The sequence below is a fragment of the Streptomyces sp. NPDC002868 genome (assembly GCF_055563295.1).
Genome location: NZ_JBVHDR010000004.1, coordinates 513,790 through 535,476, shown reverse-complemented (window position 1 = coordinate 535,476; position 21,687 = coordinate 513,790). Strand labels below are relative to the sequence as shown.

Here is a 21,687-nt window from a genome sequence, read left to right as displayed (position 1 = left end):
ATTCCCGTCACCCGCTCCAACGACTAAGGCCCAGGTCAGGGACATGACCCCCAATCCAGGCCTTTGTGTTGTCCAGACCGATTTAGGCACCGCGCACCGCTTCCGCGCCACTTGGGCCCTCTTCCGGCTGGTCAGAGCCCTTCTTCCGCGCGGCCCGGACTGAGTGCTGGTCGATCAGCGCGGCGGCGAGCAACTCCCGCATGCGTTCCGTGTCCTGCGGCGCGCTCAAGCCGCGCTTGGGCAGTACCAGCACTCCGGCGCCCCATACATCTGGGGTGAGTAGCACCCAGACCCGGCGACCCTCGACGCAGCGCCCGTAGAACTCCCAACTTGTGTGGTTCGTATGGCGCTCGGACACAGTGCCGATCCCTGATTGGTCGACCGTGACGCGATGTTCGCCCAGGTGCCTGGCGTATCCGAGCAAGCCCAGAGCCATCAGCCAGCGGCACGCGATCATGATGACGATGACGGTCACAGTGAACCGCAATACCCCCAGGGCAGGGGAATCGATGCCCTTGGCCGCAACGTTGATCGCGATCACCAGGCCGAGGAAGATGCCCACGACCCGCAGGACGCGATAACCCCACCGGCCAACCGGACTGTGCCGCATCTGAAGTTTCAACCCGTCGGATATCTCCCGCAGTGTCACCGTGTACGTGAACTGCACGGATACGTCGGCGGTCATACGTCCTCCCCAGAGCTGATGGACTAGGGATCGTACTGGTAGGCGATCAACCGCTACTCATCCCACCGCAGCCAGATTGCAAATCTCGGCGAGACCTGCGGCCCCAGACACTTCGGGGGCCGCCGGGAACGCCCTATCTCCTGGTCCTCGTACACGTCTCCCACGCGGATGCCAGCCGGGTTGCGCGGGTCGGTCGCCTCATCCATGCCGCCCAACGTGCCAGGGGTGACCTCCCAACCGCCTCACAGTTTCCGCGGACGCAAACGGCCGTGCCAGACCCGTGCCAGATCGGTCGGCAAACCACGGTCAACGACGGGGCCGACGTCCGGCCGAACATTCCGGCAGGAGCACGCAATGCTGCAGCTCAGGCAGCACACATGCCACCCCACCCCTCGTGATTCCCAAGCTCAGAGCGCGGGTTCGATTCCCGTCACCCGCTCCATATGAAAGCCCCGGGCCAGCGGCCCGGGGCTTGTTTGTTGTCCAGGCGTGTCAGGGGTCGCCTGCCCTCCACGTGCCCAGACGCCGAGAGCGAGGGCTACCGAGCATCGCCCTGTTCAGCCAGCGCTGGAACTTGGTGCCGAAGCCGCACAACCATGCGGGCCCCTCGGTGGTCATCCTCCCGAACTTGTCATGTCTCCTGGGGGTTGCATGTCGTACCGCCCGCCTGCTGAAGGCGGATCCAGATCCGGATCTCCGCACGCCACCGCTCTACTGGCCACGCTGGTCGTCCTGCTCTCGCTGCTGGTGCCGGTGAGCGCCGGCACCGCGTGGGCCGCCGAAGCCGAAGACTGCGTCCCTCTCCCGCTCGCCTCCCTCGGCGGCACCAAGGCAGAGGCCATGGGCCGGACAACGGTTCCGGCCAATGGCTCCGTCTGCTTCACGATCGATGTCGAGCGACCCGGCATGCACCGCGTCCTCACGGGCAACGACATCCTGTACGCCCAGGTCTACGACGGCGACCAGCGGCTCGAGTGCACCAACCAGACGGCCTGGTACACCAGCGGCTGGTGTGATCTGCCCCGGACGGGCACGTACACGATCCAGCTTCCCAACCACTGGGACGAGGACATGACAAGCACGCTCGTCGTCGTCCCTCTCGGCACCGCTACCGCCGACTGCGCCGGGGAAGAGATCCACACGTCCTTCAGCTCACCCGGCGTCACCGGTAGCGTTCCCGACCCGTTCACGATCCTGTGTCACAGCCTCGTGGCCAAGCCAGGTGAGCGGATCAGCCTCGATCCGCACGCCAGCGGCATGACCGTGGAGGCGTGGATCACCGACGAGAGCGGCGCCCTGATCTGCCCGAACCCCAACGGGGACGGCAGCCGCGGCTGCGTCCTTCCCGGTGACGGCCCGTACCGGGTACTCGTGCGCGTCGTGAAGCCGACGCAGGGCTTTCCCACGGCGTACACCCTTGAGGCACGCAGGCTGTCCGACCCGGTCGGCTGCACCACTGTGCCCCTCAACGCTTACGGTTCGGCACCGACCGTCGTGGAGCCGGCCGTCGACTGCAAGATCTTCAGGGCCTCGACGACCGGCCGCTATGACGTATACGCCGTGTCCACCGGGTACCGCGACGACACCCTCGTGTACGACAACGCCGGGCGCACGGTCTGCACGGGAGCACCGTGCACCGTTCCGGCCGACGGTGACTACACGATCCTGACCGACGGGTCGACGCTCATCCTCGACCGGAAGTCCACCGCCGGCTGCGAGCCCGCCAACCTCGGCGTCAACACCGGCACGTGGAACTCGCCCGCCGAGGTGGACTGCCTGACCCTGCCCCTGCCCGAAGGCGCCCGTATGGCCGCCCTCACGGCGTTCAGCGGCTTCGCGCCGACCCCGGACGTCACCGTCATCGACGCCGACGGCGGCGCCGTGTGCTCCGAGTCCAGCCTCGCCAGCGGGTCTTGCACCCTCGGCGGACCGGCCCCGTACCGCGCTCTCGTGTCCCACAACGATGGCATCTCCGGGAACACGGCGTACCGCGTCGCGTTCCACCGTACAGACGTGGTCGGGAGCGGCTGCCAGGTCTTTCCCGCGGGTGACTTCACCGCCGCCACCGCGTCCGCGCGGCTCCGCACCGGCGCCGACGCCGACGGATTCTCGTACTGCCTGCTCATCCCGGCGGACGAGCACAGCGCCGTGGAGAACCTCCAGATGCGGACCGTCTCCGGAAAGGACGGCGCCGAGTTCTGGATCCTCGACGCCGCGGGCACGCAGATCTGCTCCATGAGGACCGCGGCCCCCTCGACGTGGAACACCTGCCACCTCACCCCCGGGGCCGCGTACACCGCGCTCTTCAGGGGCCGTGACGCCCCCGGCGAATACGCCCTGATCCGCCGTGACGTCACCGCCGCCGCCAAGGGCTGCACGCCCACCCCGGCGACCACCGTCAACGGCCCCTCCACGCCGGGCGTCCCCGGCCCGCCGGGCACCCTGGTGTGCCACCAGGTCACCACGGCCGATCCGGCCGACACCCTGCACCTCAACGTGCGCGACCCGCTCGGCACCGCCAACATCCTGGCGTACGGCGCCAACGGCGCGGTCAGCACGTGCACCTACCGGAACAGGAGCTGCGCGGTCACCGGCTCGTCCCGGTACCAGGTGCTGCTGAGCGTCCCGTCGTCCCTGAAGGCCGCCGGATCGTACCGGTTCGACGCCCTGCGCATCGCCACGGCCACCGACCCGGCGCCGGAGTGCGTGAAGGTCCCGAACGTCACGTACGGATACGGGCCGGTCACCGGCACGCTGGACGAGCAGCACACAGCGTTCTGCGCCCAACTGCCCACCGCGTACCGGGACGCCTTCACCGTCAAGGTGAGTGACACGAACGGCGCGACCGACACCGCCGCGCCCGCCCTGTACGAGCAGGACCTGGACAACACCTGCTCTACCGTGTCCAACGGCGACAGCTCCTGCAGTCTGACCGGGTCGTACACCACCGAGGTCGTCCCGAGCCTCTTCGTCCTCGGCCTGCCCGAGAAGACGTCCCAGACGTCCTACAAGGCCGAGCTGGTCTGCGCGTTGACACTCTGCGGCACCGAGAAGCCCGGCGTCACCGGCGTCACCCCGACCACCGGCGTCACCGGCACCAAGGTGACCGTCACCGTGTCGGGATCGGCCCTGCACGAGGACGACAAGGTACGGATCAGCTACGGCGGCCAGACCGTGGAGTCCACCACTGCATCAGTCTCCGCCGACCGGAAGACGCTGACCGCCGTTCTGGACCTGACCGGGGCAGCTGCGGGCAGCTGGAACCTCAGCATCGTCACCCACAACGCAGTCCAGTACTCCCGCGGCAGCTTCACCGTCACCCCGGCCCCGCTGAAGAACACCACGGCGCCGACGATCACCGGCACCCCGCAGGTGGGGGTCAAGGTCACGGCCACTGCCGGTGCCTGGACGCCCGCCCCGGATTCGTACGCCTACCAGTGGAAGGCGGACGGCCAGGCGATCTCGGGGGCCACGGCCTCCACCTACCTGGTTCCCGCCTCGCTCCGGAACAGGAAGCTCACGGTCGCCGTCACCGCCGGCAAGGGCGGCTGGGGGAGCGCGACAGCCGAATCCCCGGCGCGAACCGTCTCCGCGGCGCGGAGGGACCACGCCGGAGCGAACGCCCAGCCGGACGGCGTGGGCGATCTGCTGACGCTGAACGCGAGTGGTGCGCTGACGTTCCAGCACGGTTCCGGGGCGGGGACGTTCTCCGGGACGACCAGCTCGTCGGGCTGGTCGACTTCGTCGCTCGTGGTCCCCTTCGGGGACCTGAACGGCGACCGGTGCAATGACGTGCTCATCCGGCTGTCGACCGGTGAACTGCGGGCGTACAAGCCGGGCTGCAGCAAGGCGGTGACGGCGACGACCGCATACACCTCGCTGGGGACGGGCTGGGCGCAGTTCAACGTCCTCACGTCGCCCGGTGACCTGACGGGCGACGGCCGTGCGGATCTGGTCACGCGGCAGGCGTCGACCGGTGACATGTACCTGTATGCCGACAACGGCGCCGGCAAGTTCGCGACGCGCAGCCGGATCGGTACGAACTGGAAGGCGTACCGGGCGGTGTTCGGCGCCGGCGACCTCAACGGTGACGGCTTCGGCGATCTGCTCGCGGTGGACGGCGCCAACGCACTGTGGCGGTACAACGGCACGGCCGCGGGCACCTTGAAGGCGCGGATCCTGGTGTTCGGCAGCAACTGGGCCTCGGGCCGCAACGCCTTCGTCGGTGTCGGCGACCTGAACAAGGACGGCAAGGCCGATCTGGTTTCCCGTAACGCGGCCGGCGATCTGCTGCGCAACAGCGGGAACGGGGCCGGGTCGTTCGGGTCGACCGTGAGGATCGGCACCGGCTGGCAGGTCTACAAGGGCCTCTTCTGAGGTTCTGAGGCCGACGGCGTCGGCCGATCAAAGGGAACACGACGAAGGCCCTGACCGCTCAGCGGTCAGGGCCTTCGTGTCACGGACCCGACCCCTCGTCGGCCGCCTGAGCGACCGACAATGAGGTGCCGGTTGCGGCTGACGGCCTGTTGCAGGTGGGCCACACGCACGAAGCCCGCTTCTGACGGCACTGCGGGCGGCCCCAAAAGGCTGATCGCGGTGCGTCAGCGCAGTGCAACCTCGCCCGTGTGGACGGCACGCAGGGCGCGCTCGACAGTCTCCTGGTTTTCGCCGACCGGAGCCACGTAGTCGATGACGCCGCGCGAGGCGTCCTCCCCGAGCGTTCGGGTGATCACCCACGTGGCAAGGTACTGGGACGCCAGGCAACCGCCCGCCGTAGCGATGTTCCCCTCGGCGTGGAACGGCGCGTCCAGCACGGTGACGTCGCAGGCTTCGACAAAGGGCCGGGTCTTCATGTCCGTGCAAGCCGGCATGCCATCCAGCAACCCGAGCCGGGCGAGCACGAGAGCGCCGGAGCACTGCGCACCGATCAGCTGTCGCGAAGGGTCGAGCCGCAGCCTGGAAATCAGCCGGTCGTCGGCGACCACGTCTCGCGCCTTCACGCCACTACCGATCAGCACGACGTCGGCTTCGGTCACGAACTCCATCGGGCGCTGCCCGGTCACCTCGACGCCGTTCATCGACGTGACCACCTGCGTCGGCGTCGTAATGAAGGCTTCCAAGCCGTCCTTACGGCACCGGTTGATCAGCGCGGAAGCGATGAAGCTGTCGAGTTCGTTGAACCCGTCGAAGGTGACCACTGCTACCTGCATCACAACTCCTTCAGTCCGGCATCAGCTCCGCAGTCTCCCCTGGCGCGCCGTTCCGGGGCGAGGGCCAATCAGCGGCTGGTGGCATGCCTGCCGGCGCTCTGCGTTTCGAGCTCCGAGCTCCGAGCTCCGAGCCTGAGTCGGCTTACTGGCTCGCCGACCTGCTGACGTCCCAAGGCTCGCCAGGCTCAGCTCAGCGAGAGCACAATCGTGCTCGCCCTCGTCAGGCTCGCCGCGCGGCCCCGGCTCCGCCGGTCGCGCGGCTCGAGCGATCCACGTCCTGAGGAGAAGGGGCCGACGGGGGGCCGGTCGGCTCCGCCGCTTTGGCCACCCCCCGGTCCGGGTCCTGCGTCGAGCAAGACCAGGAGGCCACTCGGTCACAGTGCGGGCAAGGGACAAACCTGCCTGAGTTGCCAGCAAGTGTACGGTCCCCGATCATGCTCGACCCCAGACCGGGCAGGCCACCGACCAAACCCACTCCAAACCGCCTGCCCGCCTCGGACTTGGTGTCGCCCGGTGCCCGACGACCGGCGGTGAGTTCGGGCTCAGCGATGCGCACCCAGACGCCGACGTTCTCCGGGTCGACGTCGCGCCGTCGCGTGGCGGCCTGTTCCTCCGGCCGAGCCGGGCCGTACGCGGCGACGTAGACCATCAGTTGCCGGCGCGGGCCGATGGCGTCGGCGAGCGCACCGAGGAGACCGTCAGCTCGCAGCGCCAAGGGGACGGGGGTGGTACGGCGTCGGCCGTACCACCCCCGCTCAGCGGAGTGTCTTTGAGCGTGGCTTCGGACCGCGTGGACAGCGTGTGTCCGGTGTGAGCGTCTGAACGCTCTTGAACGCGGCTGAATGAGACGGGTGCAGCCCGTCTCCTCAGTAGCGGAAGCGTGCCTCGTCATCAGCGGTCGGCGGGCGCTGCGCAGCGGAAGCCGATGTTGGCGGTCGAGGACTCCGGGGTGTTCGGCATTCGCGCGGAGACCCGGTAGCGGCGGCAGTAGGACGCGTGGCACAGGTAGGAACCTCCGCGCAGTGCCTTGGTTGTACCGGCGGGCGGCCCTGCCGGGTCCTGTCGAGGGCCGGTGTTGTGCCAGGTGGGGTGGAACCAGTCGGCGGTCCATTCCCAGACGTTGCCGGTCATGTTGTGCAGTCCGTAGCCGTTGGGGGCGAAGGCGTCCACCGGGCAGGTGCCCACGAAGCCGTCTTCAAGGGTGTTGTGGTCGGGGAAGGTCCCGTTCCACACGTTCATCGCGTGCTGGCCGGCGGGGCGGAGCTCGCTGCCCCACGGGAACGGCTGGCTCTCCAGCCCGCCCCGGGCGGCGTACTCCCACTCCGCCTCGGTGGGCAGCCGCAGCCCGGCCCATGTGCAGTACGCCGTCGCGTCGTGCCAGGAGACATGCACCACCGGGTGGTCCTCGCGCCCGTCCAGGGTGGAACCGGGGCCTTCGGGGTGCTGCCAGTCAGCACCCGGGACCTCCCGCCACCATGGGGCCGCGGCCACGGCGCGCGTCGGAGGGAAGTCGTCGTGCAGCAGGCCGCCGAAGACGAAGGACGCGCCGTAACGCTCTGCGTCGGTGATGTGTCCGGTGACGCTCACGAATGTGGTGAAGAGCGCGTTCGTGACGCAATGCGGTGCGAGGCCGAACGGACTGACGTGGACCCGCCGGACCGGTCCCTCTCCGTCCTGCGGGTATGCCGTAGCGTCGTCGCTCCCCATCCGGAACCAGCCGCCGCCCAGGCGGACCAGTCGCGCCGCCCCATCGGTGGGGCTGTTCGGCCGAGCAGCGGGGCGGCGGGTGCGCGGGTCTGCCTCGCGACTGGGGGTGCAGCAGTTGGGCCGGTCGGTCGTCACGGGTCTCCCTCTGCGGGCACCACATATGCGGCGGTAGCCCAGTTTGCTCATTGGGCGCCGATGGCTACCACTATTGTCAATTCCCGGCGAAAGTAGGCCAGCCGCGCTCAGTACCCCATGACGCCGTACTCGACAGGTCCGTCGTCCATGTCGGTTCTTCTTCCGCATAGTTGCGCTCAGATGATGAGGTCCGCGCTTGCCATCCCCACGTCATTGGCGCGCCATGGCGATGCGGATCCGTTCCTCGGGGTCGATGTAGTGATCGGCATCGTTCGCCCCGGTCTCCACCTGGACCCAGTGGATGTCGCCGTTGAAGGCGCCGTTCCGGCTGTCGTAGTCGGCGACGACCGGTGTGCCGGCGTCCTGCCCCACATCCGCGGTCTCGTCCCCGGAGAAGATGAACGGAACCGTGTGCTCGACATGGCCTTCGCCGACCTTGTCGCCGTCGTAGAACAGTGAGACCGTGCCGCCCTTGCCGAGGCCGCCGCCGTCGTAGTCGAACTCCATGCGCACCTGGTGCTCGCCGGAGGGTACGGGGCGGTTGGCCTCGATCTCTGCGGTTTCCAGGGAACAGAGGTTGTAGGCGAACTTCGCCCTCCCCTGCTTGGCGTACAGGCTCCATCCGCCGAAGCTTCCGCCCTGGGCGACAATGACGCCCGAGACGGGGCCGTCGGTGGACTCGATCTCGGCAGTGACCGAGAACGACTTGTTCTTGATGTTCACCATGCTGCTCTCGGTCAGCCGGCCCATGCCGCCGTACAGCAGCTGGGAGTCACCACGGATCAGTTCGGGACGTCCGGCGATCTCGGCGTTGAGCCGCTCGGCCGAACGGTCGTCCATCGGCAGGACGTTGTACCTGGCAGCCTCGATCAGCCACAGCCGCTGCAGCTCATGCAGCTTGTCCGGCATCTCGGCTGCCAGATCATGGGCCTGGCTCGGATCCGTGGAGCCGTCGTAGAGCTCCCATACGTCATCGTCGAAGGACACTTGCTGTCCCGGACCCACCACCCACGGCGTGCGGTGTTTGGTGACTGCGGACCAGCCCTTGTGGTAGATGCCGCGGTTGCCGAACATCTCGAAGTACTGCTGGTCGTGCCGCTCAGGGGCCTCGGCATCGTCGAAGCTGTAGAGCATCGAGGTGCCCTCCATCTGCGACTGCAGGACTCCGTTGACCATCGTCGGCTCGGGGATCCCCGCGGCTTCAAGAATCGTGGGAGCGACGTCGATGACATGGCAGAACTGGCTGCGGATCCCGCCGACGGACCGGATACCGCCCGGCCAGTGGACGATGGTGCCGTTGCGCGTGCCGCCCCAGTGCGAAGCGACCTGCTTGGTCCACTGGTACGGAGTGTCCATGGCATGCGCCCAGCCGACCGCATAGTGGTTGTAGGCCTCCGGCGTACCGAACTTGTCGATCCGGACCGTCATGAACTCCGGCGTCTCGACCTGGGCCATGGCGTTGAGAACGAGCAGCTCGTTGAAGGTGCCTCGCAGACCGCCCTCGGCGGAGGCCCCGTTGTCGCCGGTGATCAGGTACAGCAGTGTGTCGTCGGCGATGCCGAGTTCGTCCAGTGCCTCGACGAGCCGGCCGATGTGGTGGTCGGTGTGCGTGAGGAACCCTGCGTAGACCTCCATCTGCCGGGCCAGCACGGGCCGCAGCGCGGGATCGACCTCGTCCCATGCGGGGATCTCCTCATGACGCTTGGTCAGCGCCGCGCTGGGTGGCACGACCCCGAGCTCCTTCTGCCGGGTGAGAGTCTCCTCCCGGATGGTGTCCCAGCCCTGGTCGAAGTGTCCGCGGTAGCGGTCGGACCACTCCGTGGGCACGTGGTGTGGCGCGTGCGTGGCGCCGGGCGCGAAGTAGCAGAAGAACGGCTTGTCAGGCATCAGGGTCTTCTGCTGGCGCACCCATGCGATGGCCTTGTCGGTCAGGTCCTCGGTGAGGTGGTAGCCCTCCTCGGGGGTCTTCGGCGGATCAACCGGAGTCGTCCCCACGTACAGCGTGGGGTCGTACTGGTTGGTCTCCCCGCCGACGAACCCGTAGAAGTGCTCGAAGCCGCCCCCGCCGGTCGGCCAGGCGTCAAATGGCCCGGCAGGGCTGGTCTGCCAGACCGGCACTTCGTGACACTTGCCGAACTGTGCCGTGGAGTACCCGTTGAGTCTGAGGATCTCCGCGAGCGGCGCCTTGGTGTTGGGGCGGAGGGAGTTGTAGCCGGGAGCCGAGGTGGCCATCTCGGTGACGCCGCCCATCCCCACCGAATGATGGTTGCGTCCGGTCAGGAGCGCCTGGCGGCTTGGCGAGCACAGCGCGGTGGTATGGAAGCGGGTGTAGCGCAGACTGCGTGCGGCCAGGCGCTCGAAGACAGGCGTCTCGCAGGGACCGCCGAACACGCTGGGCGCGCCGAATCCGACGTCATCGAGCATGATCACCATGACGTTCGGCGCACCGTCCGGCGGTCGCAGTGACTCGATGGGCGGGTAGGACGTCTCCGGGTCCTTCGCGTCGTACGTGACCGGCCCCGGGCGCGGTACGTCCGGGATGGGCAGGATCTGCCGCTGGATGTCAGCCATGGCATTGCCTTTTCTCGACGTGGCAACTGATTGGGCCGCTGATCCCGTACGACCGCGTACGTGGACGGCACGTTCACGCAGCTCCCGCTGTGTCCAGCATGTGGCAACGGCTTGTTGCTCCGCCACCCGTGGGGGGAGGGCCGGCGCACCCTGGGGCCGGTCCTCTGTTGTCCCGCCTCGGCGGGGGGCCCGTCGGCTCAGCCGTGGGCCCCGCAGGTTCCGTCGCGTTGCCGCCCCATCTGCCTCCCTCGTCGGACGATCCCCTGGACAGGCAATCCGCGGAAAACGGACTTACGGTCGAGCAGTAGACGCTGCACCGAGATGCGGAGCCCCCACTACCGTCCGCTGATCCTCCTCACGACACCAACAGGAGACGACCCGCCATGGCCACAACATCTGAAACCCCGGTACTGGACACCCTCGCCGCGATGACGGTCGACTCGATCGAGCGATGCGGGCTGGCCCCGGACATGTTCATGCTCACCCGCATCGCGGCCCTCGCCGCCTCGGACGCACCGCCGATCTCCTACGTCGCCCACATCGACCCCGCCCTCCAGGCTGGCCTGACCGCCGACCAGCTGCAGGACGTCCTGGTTGCCATCGCCCCCATCGTGGGCACAGCCCGCGTCATGACGGCAGCCGGCAACATCGCCAAAGCACTCGGCGTCGCGATCGCCGTCGCCGACGCCGACGCCGAGGCCCAGGGCCGCGCGTAGAGACGTCGCCCGGGCTCTGGAGCCACCAGCCGCGCCCGGCATCGGTGATCGGCGCGGCCGACTGCTGAGCAGGACATGACGCCATCCCGTCCCGCCGCTCAGACAGCCCAATCCCACGACGGCAACGAAACTCTGCGTCGCTGCCTATCGCATTGCTCTCAAGGCCTCCCAGGCCACCGCAGTGGCCGCACAAGCGCCGGGTCACCACAGAGGCCGGGCGAAAGGTCGATGGAGCGGCTGTGGGCGGGAGCGGTCGTCACACGCCAGCTCGAAGAAAGCACCGAACACTTGGCCCCCGAGTCCATCGACCTCCTGGACGTCGGCGGCGACATCCTCGCCAAGGGCGACGTACCCTCCGCAACCCTCTCGCCGACGCCCTCACGCTGGCCGCGGACACGCTCAAGTCCCAGCTCACCTCCCTCAAGGCGGAGCTGAAGAGCGGCGCCTACCGGGACACCAGCATGGCGATGTGCGCCCTGGTCGCGGCCGCCGACGGGCATGTCGACCCCGCCGAGCGGCAGCATGTGGAGTCGCTGATCCTGAACAACGACGTCCTGCAGAACTTCCCCCCCGACCAGCTGCGGCAGCGGTTCAACAAGCACGTCGACCAGCTGGCGTTGGATCCGTGCCAGATCGGTCGGTTAAACACGGTCAACGACGGATCCGACGTCCGGCCGAATTTCCGGGCCTAGGCACCCAACACCGCAGCTCAGGCAGCACGCATGCCACCTCATGCCTCGTGATTCCCAAGCTCAGAGCGCGGGTTCGATTCCCGTCACCCGCTCCACGTAAAAGCCCCAGGCCAGCGGCCCGGGGCTTTATTGTTGCCTAGACCTCTCAGGGGTCATCGTGCCCTCCGCGTGCCCCAACTCCCGCGAATGCGCTGATCAGAGAGCACACGGCGCGCCCCGCGGAGTCAAGCTCCCGTCGTACTTGTCCGCCTGCGGCTGCGCTTCGATTCCGAGCACCTCGAACTGCCGACGCCGTGACGGAATGCCGACCTGGCGGATTCACCGCCGACGACACGGACCCACCTGGCGCGGGGCGGCTTCAGTCGTCGCGCCCGGCACCGCGATCGGGTGCGCTCATGTCGCCCGTCCCGGGCGTGCCATCGGCGAGCCCGTAGCGCAGGTACACGGTGCCCTTCGGACCGGCTACCGGCGGTTCGAGGAGTGTGACGTTCGTGGGCACCGCGCCACCGTCGAACACCTTCTTCCCGACGCCGAGCACGATCGGGTGCACCCAGAGGTCGAGACGGTCGAAGAGCTTCTCGCGCAGGAGGGTCTGCACCAGGTTCAGGCTCCCGACGACCTTCACGTGCTCGTGCCTGTCACGGATCTCGCGCACCGCGCCGGCCAGATCCGGGCCGAGCTGCGTCGACCCGGCCCACGAAAGGTCGGGCCTGCCGCGGGAGGCCACGTACTTCGGGACGCTGTTGAAGAGCGTGGCGATCTCGTTGTCCTCGCCGCCCTCCTGGTACGGCCAGTAGGCGGCGAAGATGTCATACGTCCGCCGGCCGAGCAGGAGGGCATCCGTGCCCTCGTACGCGGCACCGACCTGCGCCCCGGCAACCTCGTCCAGCAGGGGCGCCTGCCAGCCGCCGAACGGGAACCCCACCGGGTCCTCGTCGGGGCCGCCGGGCGACTGCCCGACGAGGTCGAGGGTTGCGAACAGCTCGATGTGGATGAGGCCCATGCCTTACTCCCAATTGGTTGTCTCGGTCGGGAGGTAGACCTGTGGGCGCCGGCAGACTCATCGCTGCGAAGGCACCCAGCTTCGTACTCGTCGACCGCCTTGCCCGGTGCATCGGTCACCACCCCGTCCCGCGGTCAGCGTCCTTGCGACGCCCGGCAGCAGGGCTCGGCAGGTATGGCGTGCGCCTTGATCCAGGCCGCACGTCCGATTCCTCGAACAGCACATGCCGACCGATCTTGAAGCGTGCGGCACGGTGCCCTGCTTACGCCACCAGGCCGGGACGCCGCACCGGCACTCCCCACTCACGATAGATCACAGGCCGCGTCCAAACTGGGTGGCTGCCCTGCGTCCAGCGTCACCGCAGGTCACCGGCGCGATCTACGGCTGTGGTACTAGCTGCCTGGGAGTGGGCTGCTACCTATCTGCCCCCGCTGTGTGCGCTGCCGATGGGGGCAGGTAGGTGTAATCAGCTGCCAAGACGAGGCCGAGATCACGTCGATCCGCCCGTCGTGGGTGGAAGGAGTCCGCTGTCGCCCTGCGGGCGACTCGTCGACCGGGCGGATCCGGCAGGCAGGACTTGGCGTGCACGAGACTGATTCGCCCTCACCACAGGCTGGGACAATGCTTCCCGACGCCCTCGACGTGCGGTATGAACCTGCCACGACGGGCAATACACGGCAGCCGGGAGTCGGCAAGGGAGCCGGTCACGATCATTATCCAGTGGTGGCAGCTGAGCTGCGGGGTCAGAGCCGTTCCCGAACCTGTCGCCACCCCCTTCGTGTGGGCTGCGGCGTTCCCGGGAGCATTCGTCATGGTGGTCGTTCTCGACCTGACCGGCGGACTGGGCCGTCCAGCGGTCGCTCTGTTCACTCTGTCCTCACTCGCCGCCCTGACCGGGCTGTGCGCCCGTTTCGTCGCCGCGCCGGGCACTGCGGTGCTGTGTTGGCTCTTCCTCAACGCCTTCTCCGTACCTCCGGCGGGCAAGCTGGAATGGGTGGCGCATCGCGACGCGGCCTGGCTCGGCTGTCTGCTTAAGGCAGCCGTCGCCGGGACTGTTGTCGCCCGCATCGTCAACGCGCGCTCCGCCTACCGCCGCGTCACGCCGCATGAGCACTCGACCCGGCTGTCGAGCTGAGGCAACCCCGCTGGGGGCAGGCGCGGTGACCCGCGTGGACGTACCCGCGCGCCCGCTGTCGTACGCCCCGCGATGATGAGGCCATGGACGTCACCGAGGTACTCCTGCCCGGCGTCGGGCTGCGCTATGAGTTCGTCAATCACCAGGGCGACCGGGTCGGTGTCGTGGCGCGGCGGACCGGGGAGTTCGAGCTGGTCGTCTACGAGGGCGAGGATCCCGACGCGGGGCGGTCCGTTCTCCAGCTCAACAGCGAGGAGGCCGATACGGTCGCCGAGATCCTCGGGGCACCACGGATCGCCGAGCGGTTCGCCGACCTCACCAAGGAGGTCCCCGGACTCCTGTCCGGACAGGTGGAGGTACGCCCGGGCAGCCCGTATGCCGGCCGACCGCTGGGCAGTACCAGGGCCCGGACGCGTACCGGGGCCTCCATCGTGGCAATCGTGCGCGGGGACGACGTGATCGCATCACCCACTCCCGACCAGATGCTCCAGTCCGGCGAGGTTCTGGTGGTCATCGGAACCCGCGAGGGTATCGCCGGTGTGGAACAGATCATCCAGGGCTGAGCGTGCACACCCCTGTCACGCTCCTGCTGGAACTCGGCATCATCCTCGCCGCGCTCAGCGTGCTCGGTACCGCGGCACGGCGCCTCACACTCTCGCCCATCCCCCTCTATCTCCTCGCGGGCCTGGCCATCGGCGAAGGAGGCATCGCGCCCGTCCCCGCCGCCGGTGAGTTCGTCCAGACGGGGGCGTCCATCGGAGTGGTCCTGCTTCTGCTCACACTCGGCCTGGAATTCTCCCTCAGCGAGTTCACTGCCAGCATGCGGCGCCATGTGCCCTCCGCCGTCGTCGACCTCGTACTGAACGCGACACCGGGCGCGGTGGCCGGATGGCTGCTCGGCCTGGACGGCATCGGCATCCTGGCACTGGCCGGCGCCACCTACATCTCGTCCTCCGGCATCGTCGCCAGGCTCCTGTCCGACCTGCGGCGACTGGGCAACCGGGAAACGCCGGCCATCCTGTCGGTACTGGTCATGGAGGACTTCGCCATGGCCGTCTACCTGCCTGTGCTCGCCGTACTCGCCTCCGGCGGCCAGTGGTGGCAGGCCACCCTCGGCGTCCTCGCCGCGGTCGGCGCGGTGCTCGCCGCCTTCACCGTCTCCTACCGGTGGGGCCACCACCTCGGCCGGCTGCTCTCGCATCCCGACGCGGAACAGCTCCTGCTGCGGGTGCTCGGCCTGACGCTGATCGTGGCCGCCCTGGCCGAACTCGTCCACGCCTCCGCCGCCGTGGGTGCCTTCCTCGTCGGACTCACCCTCACCGGCGAGACCGCGACACGCAGCCGGGCGGTACTCAGCCCGTTGCGTGACCTGTTCGCCGCCGTCTTCTTCCTCGCCGTCGGACTGTCCATCAGCCCGGACGATCTGCTGCCCGTCCTTCCGGCAGCCCTCGCGCTGGCCGCCGTCACCATCGCCACCAAGCTGATCACCGGCCGGTACGCTGCCGCCCGCGACAAGGCTGGGCGGCGAGGACAACTGCGCGCCGGAACAGCGCTCATCGCCCGCGGCGAATTCTCCCTCGTCATCGTCGGACTCGTCGGCACCATGCACGACAGGCTCGGCCCGCTGGTCATCGCCTACGTCTTCATCCTCGCCATCGCCGGCCCCCTCCTCACCCGCCTCGCGGGCACCTCCCCTCGCCCCGGAGCCCCACGACCGGCCACCAAGGACGGCGGCGGCGATGCGGCTCATCCGTGATGGCCGACAGGCTCCACTCGTCGACCCACATCAGCGCGTACTCCTCATCCCCTGCCCGGCAACATGACGGCGCTGCCGGTGGCAGGCCAGAGATCTGTCAACGTCGCGTAAAGAACGGGTTCCCAGCGGTATGCCGGGAAGCCCGGTCGGCGAATTCGAGAGAGCTCTCTATGTCGACGACCTGGCAGGCATCCCGGGCGACCACGACGAAGCAGCAGCCCACCACAGCAAGGAGACCGGCCTGGTCGGCCCCTCCGCCCGCTCCCAGGGCGGCTTTCGCCTCTACACCGAGGTCGACGTCCGCCGTCTGATGGTCATCCGCCGCATGAAGCCACTCGGCTTCACCCTCGACGAGATGCGCGACCTGCTGGAGGCCACCGACCGCCTCGACTCCGAGGAGAGTCTGTCGGCGGGCGATCGGGACGATCTGCTGGAGCGCGTCCACCGATACGAGCAGGCCGCCACCGCATAGGCGTCCGGCTCCGGGCATCCCGAGGTGCGCCCCTGCACACCGCCAAGGGAGTCTTGGGGGTGTGTCCTCACTTCTTCCTCAGCAGGCTCAACACGGCGTACCCGTAGGGCAGATGATCGTCTGCGGTGACGACGCGCTGGCCACCCGTCTCGCCGCCGAACTCCACGACGTCTACGGGGAGCGGGTGACGCTCCTCGTCCCGCCGGCCGCCTCCCCGGGCAGACAGCCTGCCGCAGCGCCGAACCGCATCCGGGCCTCCGCCCTGTTCGGGCGGGTGTCCGCCGCGATGAACCGGCCGGGTGACGCCGACGAGGTCGGATCCAGCGGCGAATTCCTGCTCCCCGTACGGGAGATGGAGGCAGCAGAACCATCGGAGGAGGCGCTGCGTCAGGCCGGCGCGGAACGGGCCGCAGCGCTGGCCCTCGTGTACGACGACGACGAGACCAACATCAGGGCCGCTCTGGCCGCGCGCCGGCTCAACCCCCGGCTGCGGCTGGTGATCCGGCTCTACAACCGCAAGCTGGGCCAGCACCTGGAGCAACTGCTCGACCAGGCCGCTGCGCTCGCGATGCCCGGTCTCGACACGGCCTCGCTGGACGCCTCCACCACCGTGCTGTCCGACGCCGACACCGCGGCGCCCGCGCTGGCTGCGACCGCGGTGGCCGGTACGAGCAAGGTCGTGCAGGCCGACGGGCTGCTGCTGCGCGCCGTGGAACGCAATCCGCCTCGACGCGGTGAAGTCCCCGACCCCGGCCTGTGCACCCTTGCCGTGCTGTCGTCCACCACCAACGACCCGGCGGGCGCGGAGGGTTCGGACAGCAGCGGGCCGCAAGGGCCGATGCTGCTGCCCGACGATGCCACGGTCACGGCCGCCACCGGGCGAGGCACGTTGGTGCTGGAGGCCATTTCGCACGCCGGGCCTCCGCTGCCGCCCCGCCGTCTGGCCGGCCGGGGTGCTCCGCTCGGGGAGATCTTCTCGCGCCGCCTGCGCTGGGCCCTTGCCGGTGCCGCCTCGGCCGTGGTCGCGCTGGCCGTCGCCTCCTGGCTCACGACCGGCGACCACCCGCTGCACGCCGTCTACATCACGCTCCTCGATCTGTTCGCCATCGGGGACCCGGCCGTCGGCGAACCCACCGCCCGCCAGGTGCTCCAGCTCCTCTCCGGACTGGTGGGGCTCGCGCTGCTGCCGGTTCTCGTCGCCGGTGCTCTCGAAGCCCTCGGTGCCTTCCGGGGGGCATCGGCGCTGCGCCGCCCGCCGCGCGGGCTGTCCGGCCATGTCGTGCTGCTCGGCCTGGGCAAGGTCGGCACCCGGGTACTGGCGCGGCTGCGTGAGCTCGACATCCCGGTGGTGTGTGTGGAGGAGGACCCGGAGTCGCGTGGCGTCCCGCTGGCCCGCCGGCTGCGCGTTCCGGTAGTGCTGGGCGATGTCACTCACGAGGGTGTGCTGGAAGCGGCCAAGGTCCACCGAGCACACGCTCTGTTGGCCCTGACCAGCGTCGACACCACAAACCTCGAAGCTGCCCTGTACGCCCGTACCGTGAAGCCGGATCTGCGGGTGGCGCTGCGGCTGTACGACGACGACTTCGCCAATGCTGTCTACCGCACGCTGCGGGCCGCCCACCCCGAGGCCCTGACGCGCAGCCGCAGTGTGTCCACGCTCGCCGCCCCCGCCTTCGCCGGCGCAATGATGGGCCGCCAGATCCTCGGCGCCATCCCGGCCGAGCGCAAAGTACTGCTCTTCGCCGCCCTCGACGTCGCAGGACACCCGCAGTTCGAGGGACGCACCGTCGCCGAGGCGTTCCGGCCAGGCGCATGGCGCGTGATCGCCCTGGACACCGCGGAGCCCGCCGACCGCCGCCCCGATCTGGCCGCGACCCGCACGGACGACGGCCCCCGCGGCACCGCCGGGCTTCTGTGGGAGCTCCACCAGGGCTACGTCCTGCGGCCCGAGGACCGTGTCGTCCTCGCCACCACGCGCCGCGGACTGGCCCAACTCCTCGGCCGGCGGCCCGAATCCCGCTCCGGCCCACGGCGGGCCTGAGCCGTCAGAGTTCGATTCCCGTCACCCGCTCCACAACGGTCCAGGTCAGCAACCCTGGACCTTGCTTGTTGTCTAGACCTCTTTGGGGCCTCCGCACCCTCCGCGTGCCCCATCTCGCGAAAATGCCCTGCCCAGAGGGGCATTGGCATGCCGTCCACACCCCATCGACGAGCAGCTGTCTCGAATAATGAGACGCATTATCTGTGAGCTGCGTCACCCAGTGCGTGGGGTGTGCGAATTCGCTGTCACAAAGCGGCCGTTGGCCACCGGTGTTATCGGAGGGGGCGCCCACCAGAGCGCCGGGACCACCGCACGGCGATGAAGGCCAGGTCGGCCCCGAGGAGCACGATGCCGATGATCAGCAGATAGCCCAGGCCCTCTGCCACCGCGCCGATGATTCCCAGCACGACAGCCACCAGGGCGAGGAGCAGGAAGAGGGTCATGACGCGGACGCCTCCTTCGGACGGAGCGTGGGGCGGTCAGCGGCGCGCGAGTTGCCTCTCGCCGCCCGCGCCCGGCTGGTAGGGCATGTCGTAGTGCTGGAAGATCGCTTCCTCTGCCTCGGCTGGCAGGATGTCGTCCGGAACCGCCACACAAGGAGTCGCAACCAGTCAAGATCGGCGGGCCTTTTGCTCTTCCAGGCTATCCGGGAACCCGCGCACCGCGCCCTCGCGCGACGACGGTATCGACCGTGGTAGTCGACAGGCATGCCGATGAAGCCATCCAATGCAGAGCAGGCCCTGCATCTCTGTTCGGACGGCTACGCCGCGCGATCAGCCATTCACCAGTCGGGCGCGGATGGCGTCGGAGCAGCGATCTGGAGTTGGGGCCGCGTTCGCTGGGTTTCGCGGCGCTGGGGTTTCTGACGCTGGTGCCGCTGCTGATCATTGTGTCCTCGGCCGATCCAGAGCATGGGCGGGGGTTCGCGCAGTGGCTGGCGGCAGGACTCGGCGTATCGACCGCCTCCAGAGAGGAGGTGGAGCAGCTGTTCACCCGGCCCGGCCAGGCGCTGCGGGCCACGACCGCGTTCGGCATCGCCGCCCTCGCCGTCTTCGGCCTGACCTTCGGAGCGGCGGTGCAGGCCGGCTACGAGAAGGTATGGGACCTGCCGTCGGCCCGCTGGCGGCACGTGGTGGCTCGGCGTACTCACCGGCTACCTCTTCGTCTCCGCCACCACCACTCTGCGGCGAGAGTCCCCGGCCGGTGCCTTCGCCGCTGCGCTGAGCGCCGTCCTGTTCTTCTGGTGGTCCCAGCGATTGCTGCTCGGCGGGCGGGTCCGCTGGCGCGCCCTGTTTCCCGGCGCGGTGGCCACCGTGATCGAGCTGCTCGGTCTCAGGGTCTTCTCCCGGCTCGTCTTCTCACCGCTGATCGCATCCACCGCTGTTACCTACGGGGCCATTGGAACCGTCCTGGTCATCCAGTCCTGGCTGGTCGGCGCGGGCGTCGTCGTCTTCGGCGGTGCCCTGGTCGGCCGGCTGATGCACGAAGAGTTCCCACGCGCGGCACATGCACTGAAACGGCAAGGGTGAGATCCCGGAGCTGGTCACGCCTGACTCGGGCAGGAGCCCAAGCCCTCCGATGGGTGGGCAGTCACCGCCGGAGCAGGGCGTGGACAGCCCGGCATCATTGCCTGCGCGGTGCCGTTTGAGGGCCGCTGCTTTCCGCTGGCGGCCAGGGTGCGTCGCTCACTGCGGGTTCGGTCCCGGGACCCGAGCCCTCGCCTGCGGCGCTTCGCCGACCTGCATCGCCGTCGCCGTCCATGCTCTTCGCGCGATGGCCGGAGGGGAGCCGGACGCCGTAGCCGGCGAACACGACGCGTCCGCGCCGGAGCCCGATACTGCCCCGCTCCTCGGGCCCCAGGAAACAGAATGCCTCCGCACCAGGTGGCAGGAGATCCGGCAGGGATTCGTCGATGACCCGCAGCAGTCGGTGCTTGCGGCAGACGGGCTCGTCGCCGAGGTGATGCAGCTGCTTGCCACCACATTCGCGGACCGCAAGCAGGGGATTGAAAGCCAATGGCACCGCAGCGAGGAGGTCGCCATCGAGGACCTGCCCCTGGCCCTGCGCCAATACCGATCCTTCTTCGAACGCCTGCTCAGCACCCGACCACCGGCCCGGCCCTCACGACCCGTCGGCCCATCATGGCGGGCACCCGGGCGCGATGAGCAACCGTGAGTACCGTCCAGCTGCGGTGCCTGCAGAATGCCCTTCCACTGAAGCCTGATCAATTCCAGGGTCCCGTGCCACCACCGCTCTCGGCCAGCGTCGGGTCACGCGCCACTGGCCGTCTGCGCAATCGCCGCAGCCCGCCGCGAACACGATCTGAGCAACAGGTTCTCGCTGCCCCCGGCCGCCGGTCAGGGATCATGAGCGTCGCAGGCGAATCCGGCAGCCGAGCGCAGCAGATGCGCGAGAAGGCCCAGCGGCTGACCGAGCGTGCGGAGCGCACGAGCGACCCGCTGGAGCGTCAGAAGCTCCAGGAAACCTGGGTCCAAGAAGGCAGCTGGTCCTACAACTCGGACCACGACGGCTTCACTCTCGACGATCGGGGTCCACCCCTGGTTCGCCCCGGTGGCGGTCCGGCCGCCGGCCGCCACCGCAGGCAGTTACACGCGACTGAGGTCAGCCACGCGGGTGCTGGTAGTAGGAGCCAAGACGCTGGTGGTAGTCCGGGTCTCCCAGGTGCTTTTCCTTGTCGAACTCCGGCGCGTCCTTGATCTCGTCCTTCGTCCGGGACACGTACACCTTCCGCTCGGAAACGTCCACGCGCTCGATGATGCCCGCCGGCAGCAGTACGTCCTTGCCGAAAATCCACACACCGGTGTCGACCACAATGCAGGCCGCGCCGACCTCGTCGGAATGCTTGTCGATCTTTCCAATGCTGCCGTCAGTGGCTTCTACCTTGAAGCCGACCAGGCTATTTCCTGCGTTGTGGCCGGCGGCCCGAGCGTAACCCCAGAGATCACTCACGAAATTCCCCTCCTCGAATCTCACCAGAACAGAAGGGCAGATTCTTTTTCCCCACCCTGCCGCTGGCCGAGTCCCCCCATCGCACGTCACCAAACACCCCGACCGAGCTTCGAACGCCGGGAACTCGGCACCGCGGATTCCCCGCTCCGGAGCGACAGCCAGGACGAACGCACTGGAGGGTCGAGGTCACAACTTCCGGTGCCGCCTGGCGGGCGCTCGCTGTCACCGGCGGTCCGCTGCGTGGAGGCGGCGCAAGGCATGCCGCAGCGCCTGTTGCATGGCGTCGGGGAGGGCCTCGTCCTCCGTGGTGGCTACCAGGGCCGCGGCTACGTCCCTGAGTTTGACGTTGCAGTGCTGCGATACGTCCACCAGCAGGCCCCAGGCCCTCTCACCGGAACACGGCGCCAGGGCCATCACCATGCCACGCGCCTGGTCGATCACCGCACGACTGGCCAGCGCCCGGCTCAACTGTTCATTCTCGGCCTGCAGTTCCAGAATTTCCGCGACCAGAGCGGCGTCTGCCACCGAGCCCACAGCCGTGAAAGTCCGCTGCTCTTCATGGATCGTGATCGTCTGACGCATGGTGCATACCTC

The 21,687-nt window shown here is 68.7% G+C and carries 16 protein-coding genes and 6 pseudogenes; 12 read left to right on the top strand and 10 right to left on the bottom strand.

Annotated elements, in window-relative coordinates; genetic code table 11:
* Positions 1–82: 82 nt before the first annotated feature.
* Complete coding sequence (locus tag ACZ3H8_RS16640) at positions 83–685, bottom strand: hypothetical protein (protein WP_467402241.1); 603 nt, start codon at positions 683–685, stop codon at positions 83–85.
* A gap of 651 nt (positions 686–1,336) precedes the next feature.
* Here ACZ3H8_RS16640 and ACZ3H8_RS16635 point away from each other — a divergent pair.
* A complete protein-coding gene (locus ACZ3H8_RS16635) occupies positions 1,337–5,062 on the top strand; it encodes an FG-GAP-like repeat-containing protein (RefSeq protein ID WP_467402238.1) in 3,726 nt (1,241 codons plus the stop codon).
* Positions 5,063–5,286: 224 nt separating this feature from the next.
* Here the strand turns inward: ACZ3H8_RS16635 and ACZ3H8_RS16630 are convergent, their stop codons facing one another.
* The 4 genes and pseudogenes from ACZ3H8_RS16630 to ACZ3H8_RS16615 form a co-directional block, all read right to left on the bottom strand.
* Entirely contained in the window at positions 5,287–5,895 is a 609-nt protein-coding gene (locus tag ACZ3H8_RS16630; RefSeq protein ID WP_467402237.1) for a DJ-1/PfpI family protein, read from the bottom strand.
* A gap of 478 nt (positions 5,896–6,373) precedes the next feature.
* Positions 6,374–6,580: pseudogene (locus ACZ3H8_RS16625) on the bottom strand (tyrosine-type recombinase/integrase); the annotation flags it as partial.
* 206 nt (positions 6,581–6,786) lie between these two features.
* Complete coding sequence (locus ACZ3H8_RS16620) at positions 6,787–7,737, bottom strand: formylglycine-generating enzyme family protein (protein ID WP_467402236.1); 951 nt, start codon at positions 7,735–7,737, stop codon at positions 6,787–6,789.
* Positions 7,738–7,947: 210 nt separating this feature from the next.
* Positions 7,948–10,308, bottom strand: coding sequence for an arylsulfatase (locus ACZ3H8_RS16615; RefSeq protein WP_467402233.1), 2,361 nt, complete (start codon positions 10,306–10,308; stop codon positions 7,948–7,950).
* Between the two features lie 383 nt (positions 10,309–10,691).
* Here ACZ3H8_RS16615 and ACZ3H8_RS16610 point away from each other — a divergent pair, with 383 nt between their 5' ends.
* The 3 genes and pseudogenes from ACZ3H8_RS16610 to ACZ3H8_RS16600 all read left to right on the top strand — a co-directional run.
* A complete protein-coding gene (locus ACZ3H8_RS16610; RefSeq protein ID WP_467402232.1) occupies positions 10,692–11,024 on the top strand; it encodes a carboxymuconolactone decarboxylase family protein in 333 nt (110 codons plus the stop codon).
* Positions 11,025–11,279: 255 nt separating this feature from the next.
* Positions 11,280–11,416 (top strand): annotated as a pseudogene (locus ACZ3H8_RS16605) (DUF1152 domain-containing protein); the annotation flags it as partial.
* Between the two features lie 6 nt (positions 11,417–11,422).
* A pseudogene (locus tag ACZ3H8_RS16600) lies at positions 11,423–11,641 on the top strand (tellurite resistance TerB family protein); the annotation flags it as partial.
* Between the two features lie 433 nt (positions 11,642–12,074).
* Here the strand turns inward: ACZ3H8_RS16600 and ACZ3H8_RS16595 are convergent.
* The gene (locus ACZ3H8_RS16595; protein ID WP_467402229.1) at positions 12,075–12,719 is read right to left on the bottom strand and encodes a dihydrofolate reductase family protein; all 645 of its coding nucleotides are present in this window, start codon (positions 12,717–12,719) and stop codon (positions 12,075–12,077) included.
* Positions 12,720–13,530: 811 nt separating this feature from the next.
* Here ACZ3H8_RS16595 and ACZ3H8_RS16590 point away from each other — a divergent pair.
* The 5 genes and pseudogenes from ACZ3H8_RS16590 (at position 13,531) to ACZ3H8_RS16570 (ending at position 18,123) form a co-directional block, all read left to right on the top strand.
* Positions 13,531–13,854 carry a hypothetical protein gene (locus tag ACZ3H8_RS16590; protein ID WP_467402227.1) on the top strand — a complete coding sequence of 108 codons (324 nt, stop codon included), beginning with the start codon at positions 13,531–13,533 and terminating at the stop codon, positions 13,852–13,854.
* A gap of 83 nt (positions 13,855–13,937) precedes the next feature.
* The gene (locus ACZ3H8_RS16585; protein ID WP_467402225.1) at positions 13,938–14,417 is read left to right on the top strand and encodes a cation:proton antiporter regulatory subunit; all 480 of its coding nucleotides are present in this window, start codon (positions 13,938–13,940) and stop codon (positions 14,415–14,417) included.
* Between the two features lie 2 nt (positions 14,418–14,419).
* Entirely contained in the window at positions 14,420–15,610 is a 1,191-nt protein-coding gene (locus ACZ3H8_RS16580) for a cation:proton antiporter (protein WP_467402222.1), read from the top strand.
* A 181-nt stretch (positions 15,611–15,791) separates the two neighbouring features.
* Positions 15,792–16,073: pseudogene (locus ACZ3H8_RS16575) on the top strand (MerR family transcriptional regulator); the annotation flags it as partial.
* A gap of 121 nt (positions 16,074–16,194) precedes the next feature.
* Positions 16,195–18,123 carry a potassium channel family protein gene (locus ACZ3H8_RS16570; protein ID WP_467402321.1) on the top strand — a complete coding sequence of 643 codons (1,929 nt, stop codon included), beginning with the start codon at positions 16,195–16,197 and terminating at the stop codon, positions 18,121–18,123.
* Between the two features lie 272 nt (positions 18,124–18,395).
* Here ACZ3H8_RS16570 and ACZ3H8_RS16565 read toward each other — a convergent pair whose 3' ends face one another.
* Complete coding sequence (locus ACZ3H8_RS16565; RefSeq protein WP_467402221.1) at positions 18,396–18,566, bottom strand: hypothetical protein; 171 nt, start codon at positions 18,564–18,566, stop codon at positions 18,396–18,398.
* 36 nt (positions 18,567–18,602) lie between these two features.
* Positions 18,603–18,704, bottom strand: a pseudogene (locus tag ACZ3H8_RS16560) (PRC-barrel domain containing protein); the annotation flags it as partial.
* A gap of 191 nt (positions 18,705–18,895) precedes the next feature.
* Here ACZ3H8_RS16560 and ACZ3H8_RS16555 point away from each other — a divergent pair.
* From ACZ3H8_RS16555 to ACZ3H8_RS16545, 3 genes and pseudogenes are all read left to right on the top strand, one after another.
* Positions 18,896–19,652, top strand: a pseudogene (locus tag ACZ3H8_RS16555) (ribonuclease BN).
* A 244-nt stretch (positions 19,653–19,896) separates the two neighbouring features.
* Complete coding sequence (locus ACZ3H8_RS16550) at positions 19,897–20,298, top strand: hypothetical protein (protein ID WP_467402218.1); 402 nt, start codon at positions 19,897–19,899, stop codon at positions 20,296–20,298.
* A 191-nt stretch (positions 20,299–20,489) separates the two neighbouring features.
* Entirely contained in the window at positions 20,490–20,840 is a 351-nt protein-coding gene (locus ACZ3H8_RS16545; RefSeq protein ID WP_467402216.1) for a DUF6381 family protein, read from the top strand.
* Here the strand turns inward: ACZ3H8_RS16545 and ACZ3H8_RS16540 are convergent.
* Positions 20,746–21,093, bottom strand: coding sequence for a PRC-barrel domain containing protein (locus ACZ3H8_RS16540; RefSeq protein ID WP_389187799.1), 348 nt, complete (start codon positions 21,091–21,093; stop codon positions 20,746–20,748). The genes ACZ3H8_RS16545 and ACZ3H8_RS16540 overlap by 95 nt on opposite strands.
* 222 nt (positions 21,094–21,315) lie before the next feature.
* Positions 21,316–21,675 carry an ANTAR domain-containing protein gene (locus ACZ3H8_RS16535; RefSeq protein WP_467402212.1) on the bottom strand — a complete coding sequence of 120 codons (360 nt, stop codon included), beginning with the start codon at positions 21,673–21,675 and terminating at the stop codon, positions 21,316–21,318.
* Between the last annotated feature and the right edge of the window lie 12 nt (positions 21,676–21,687).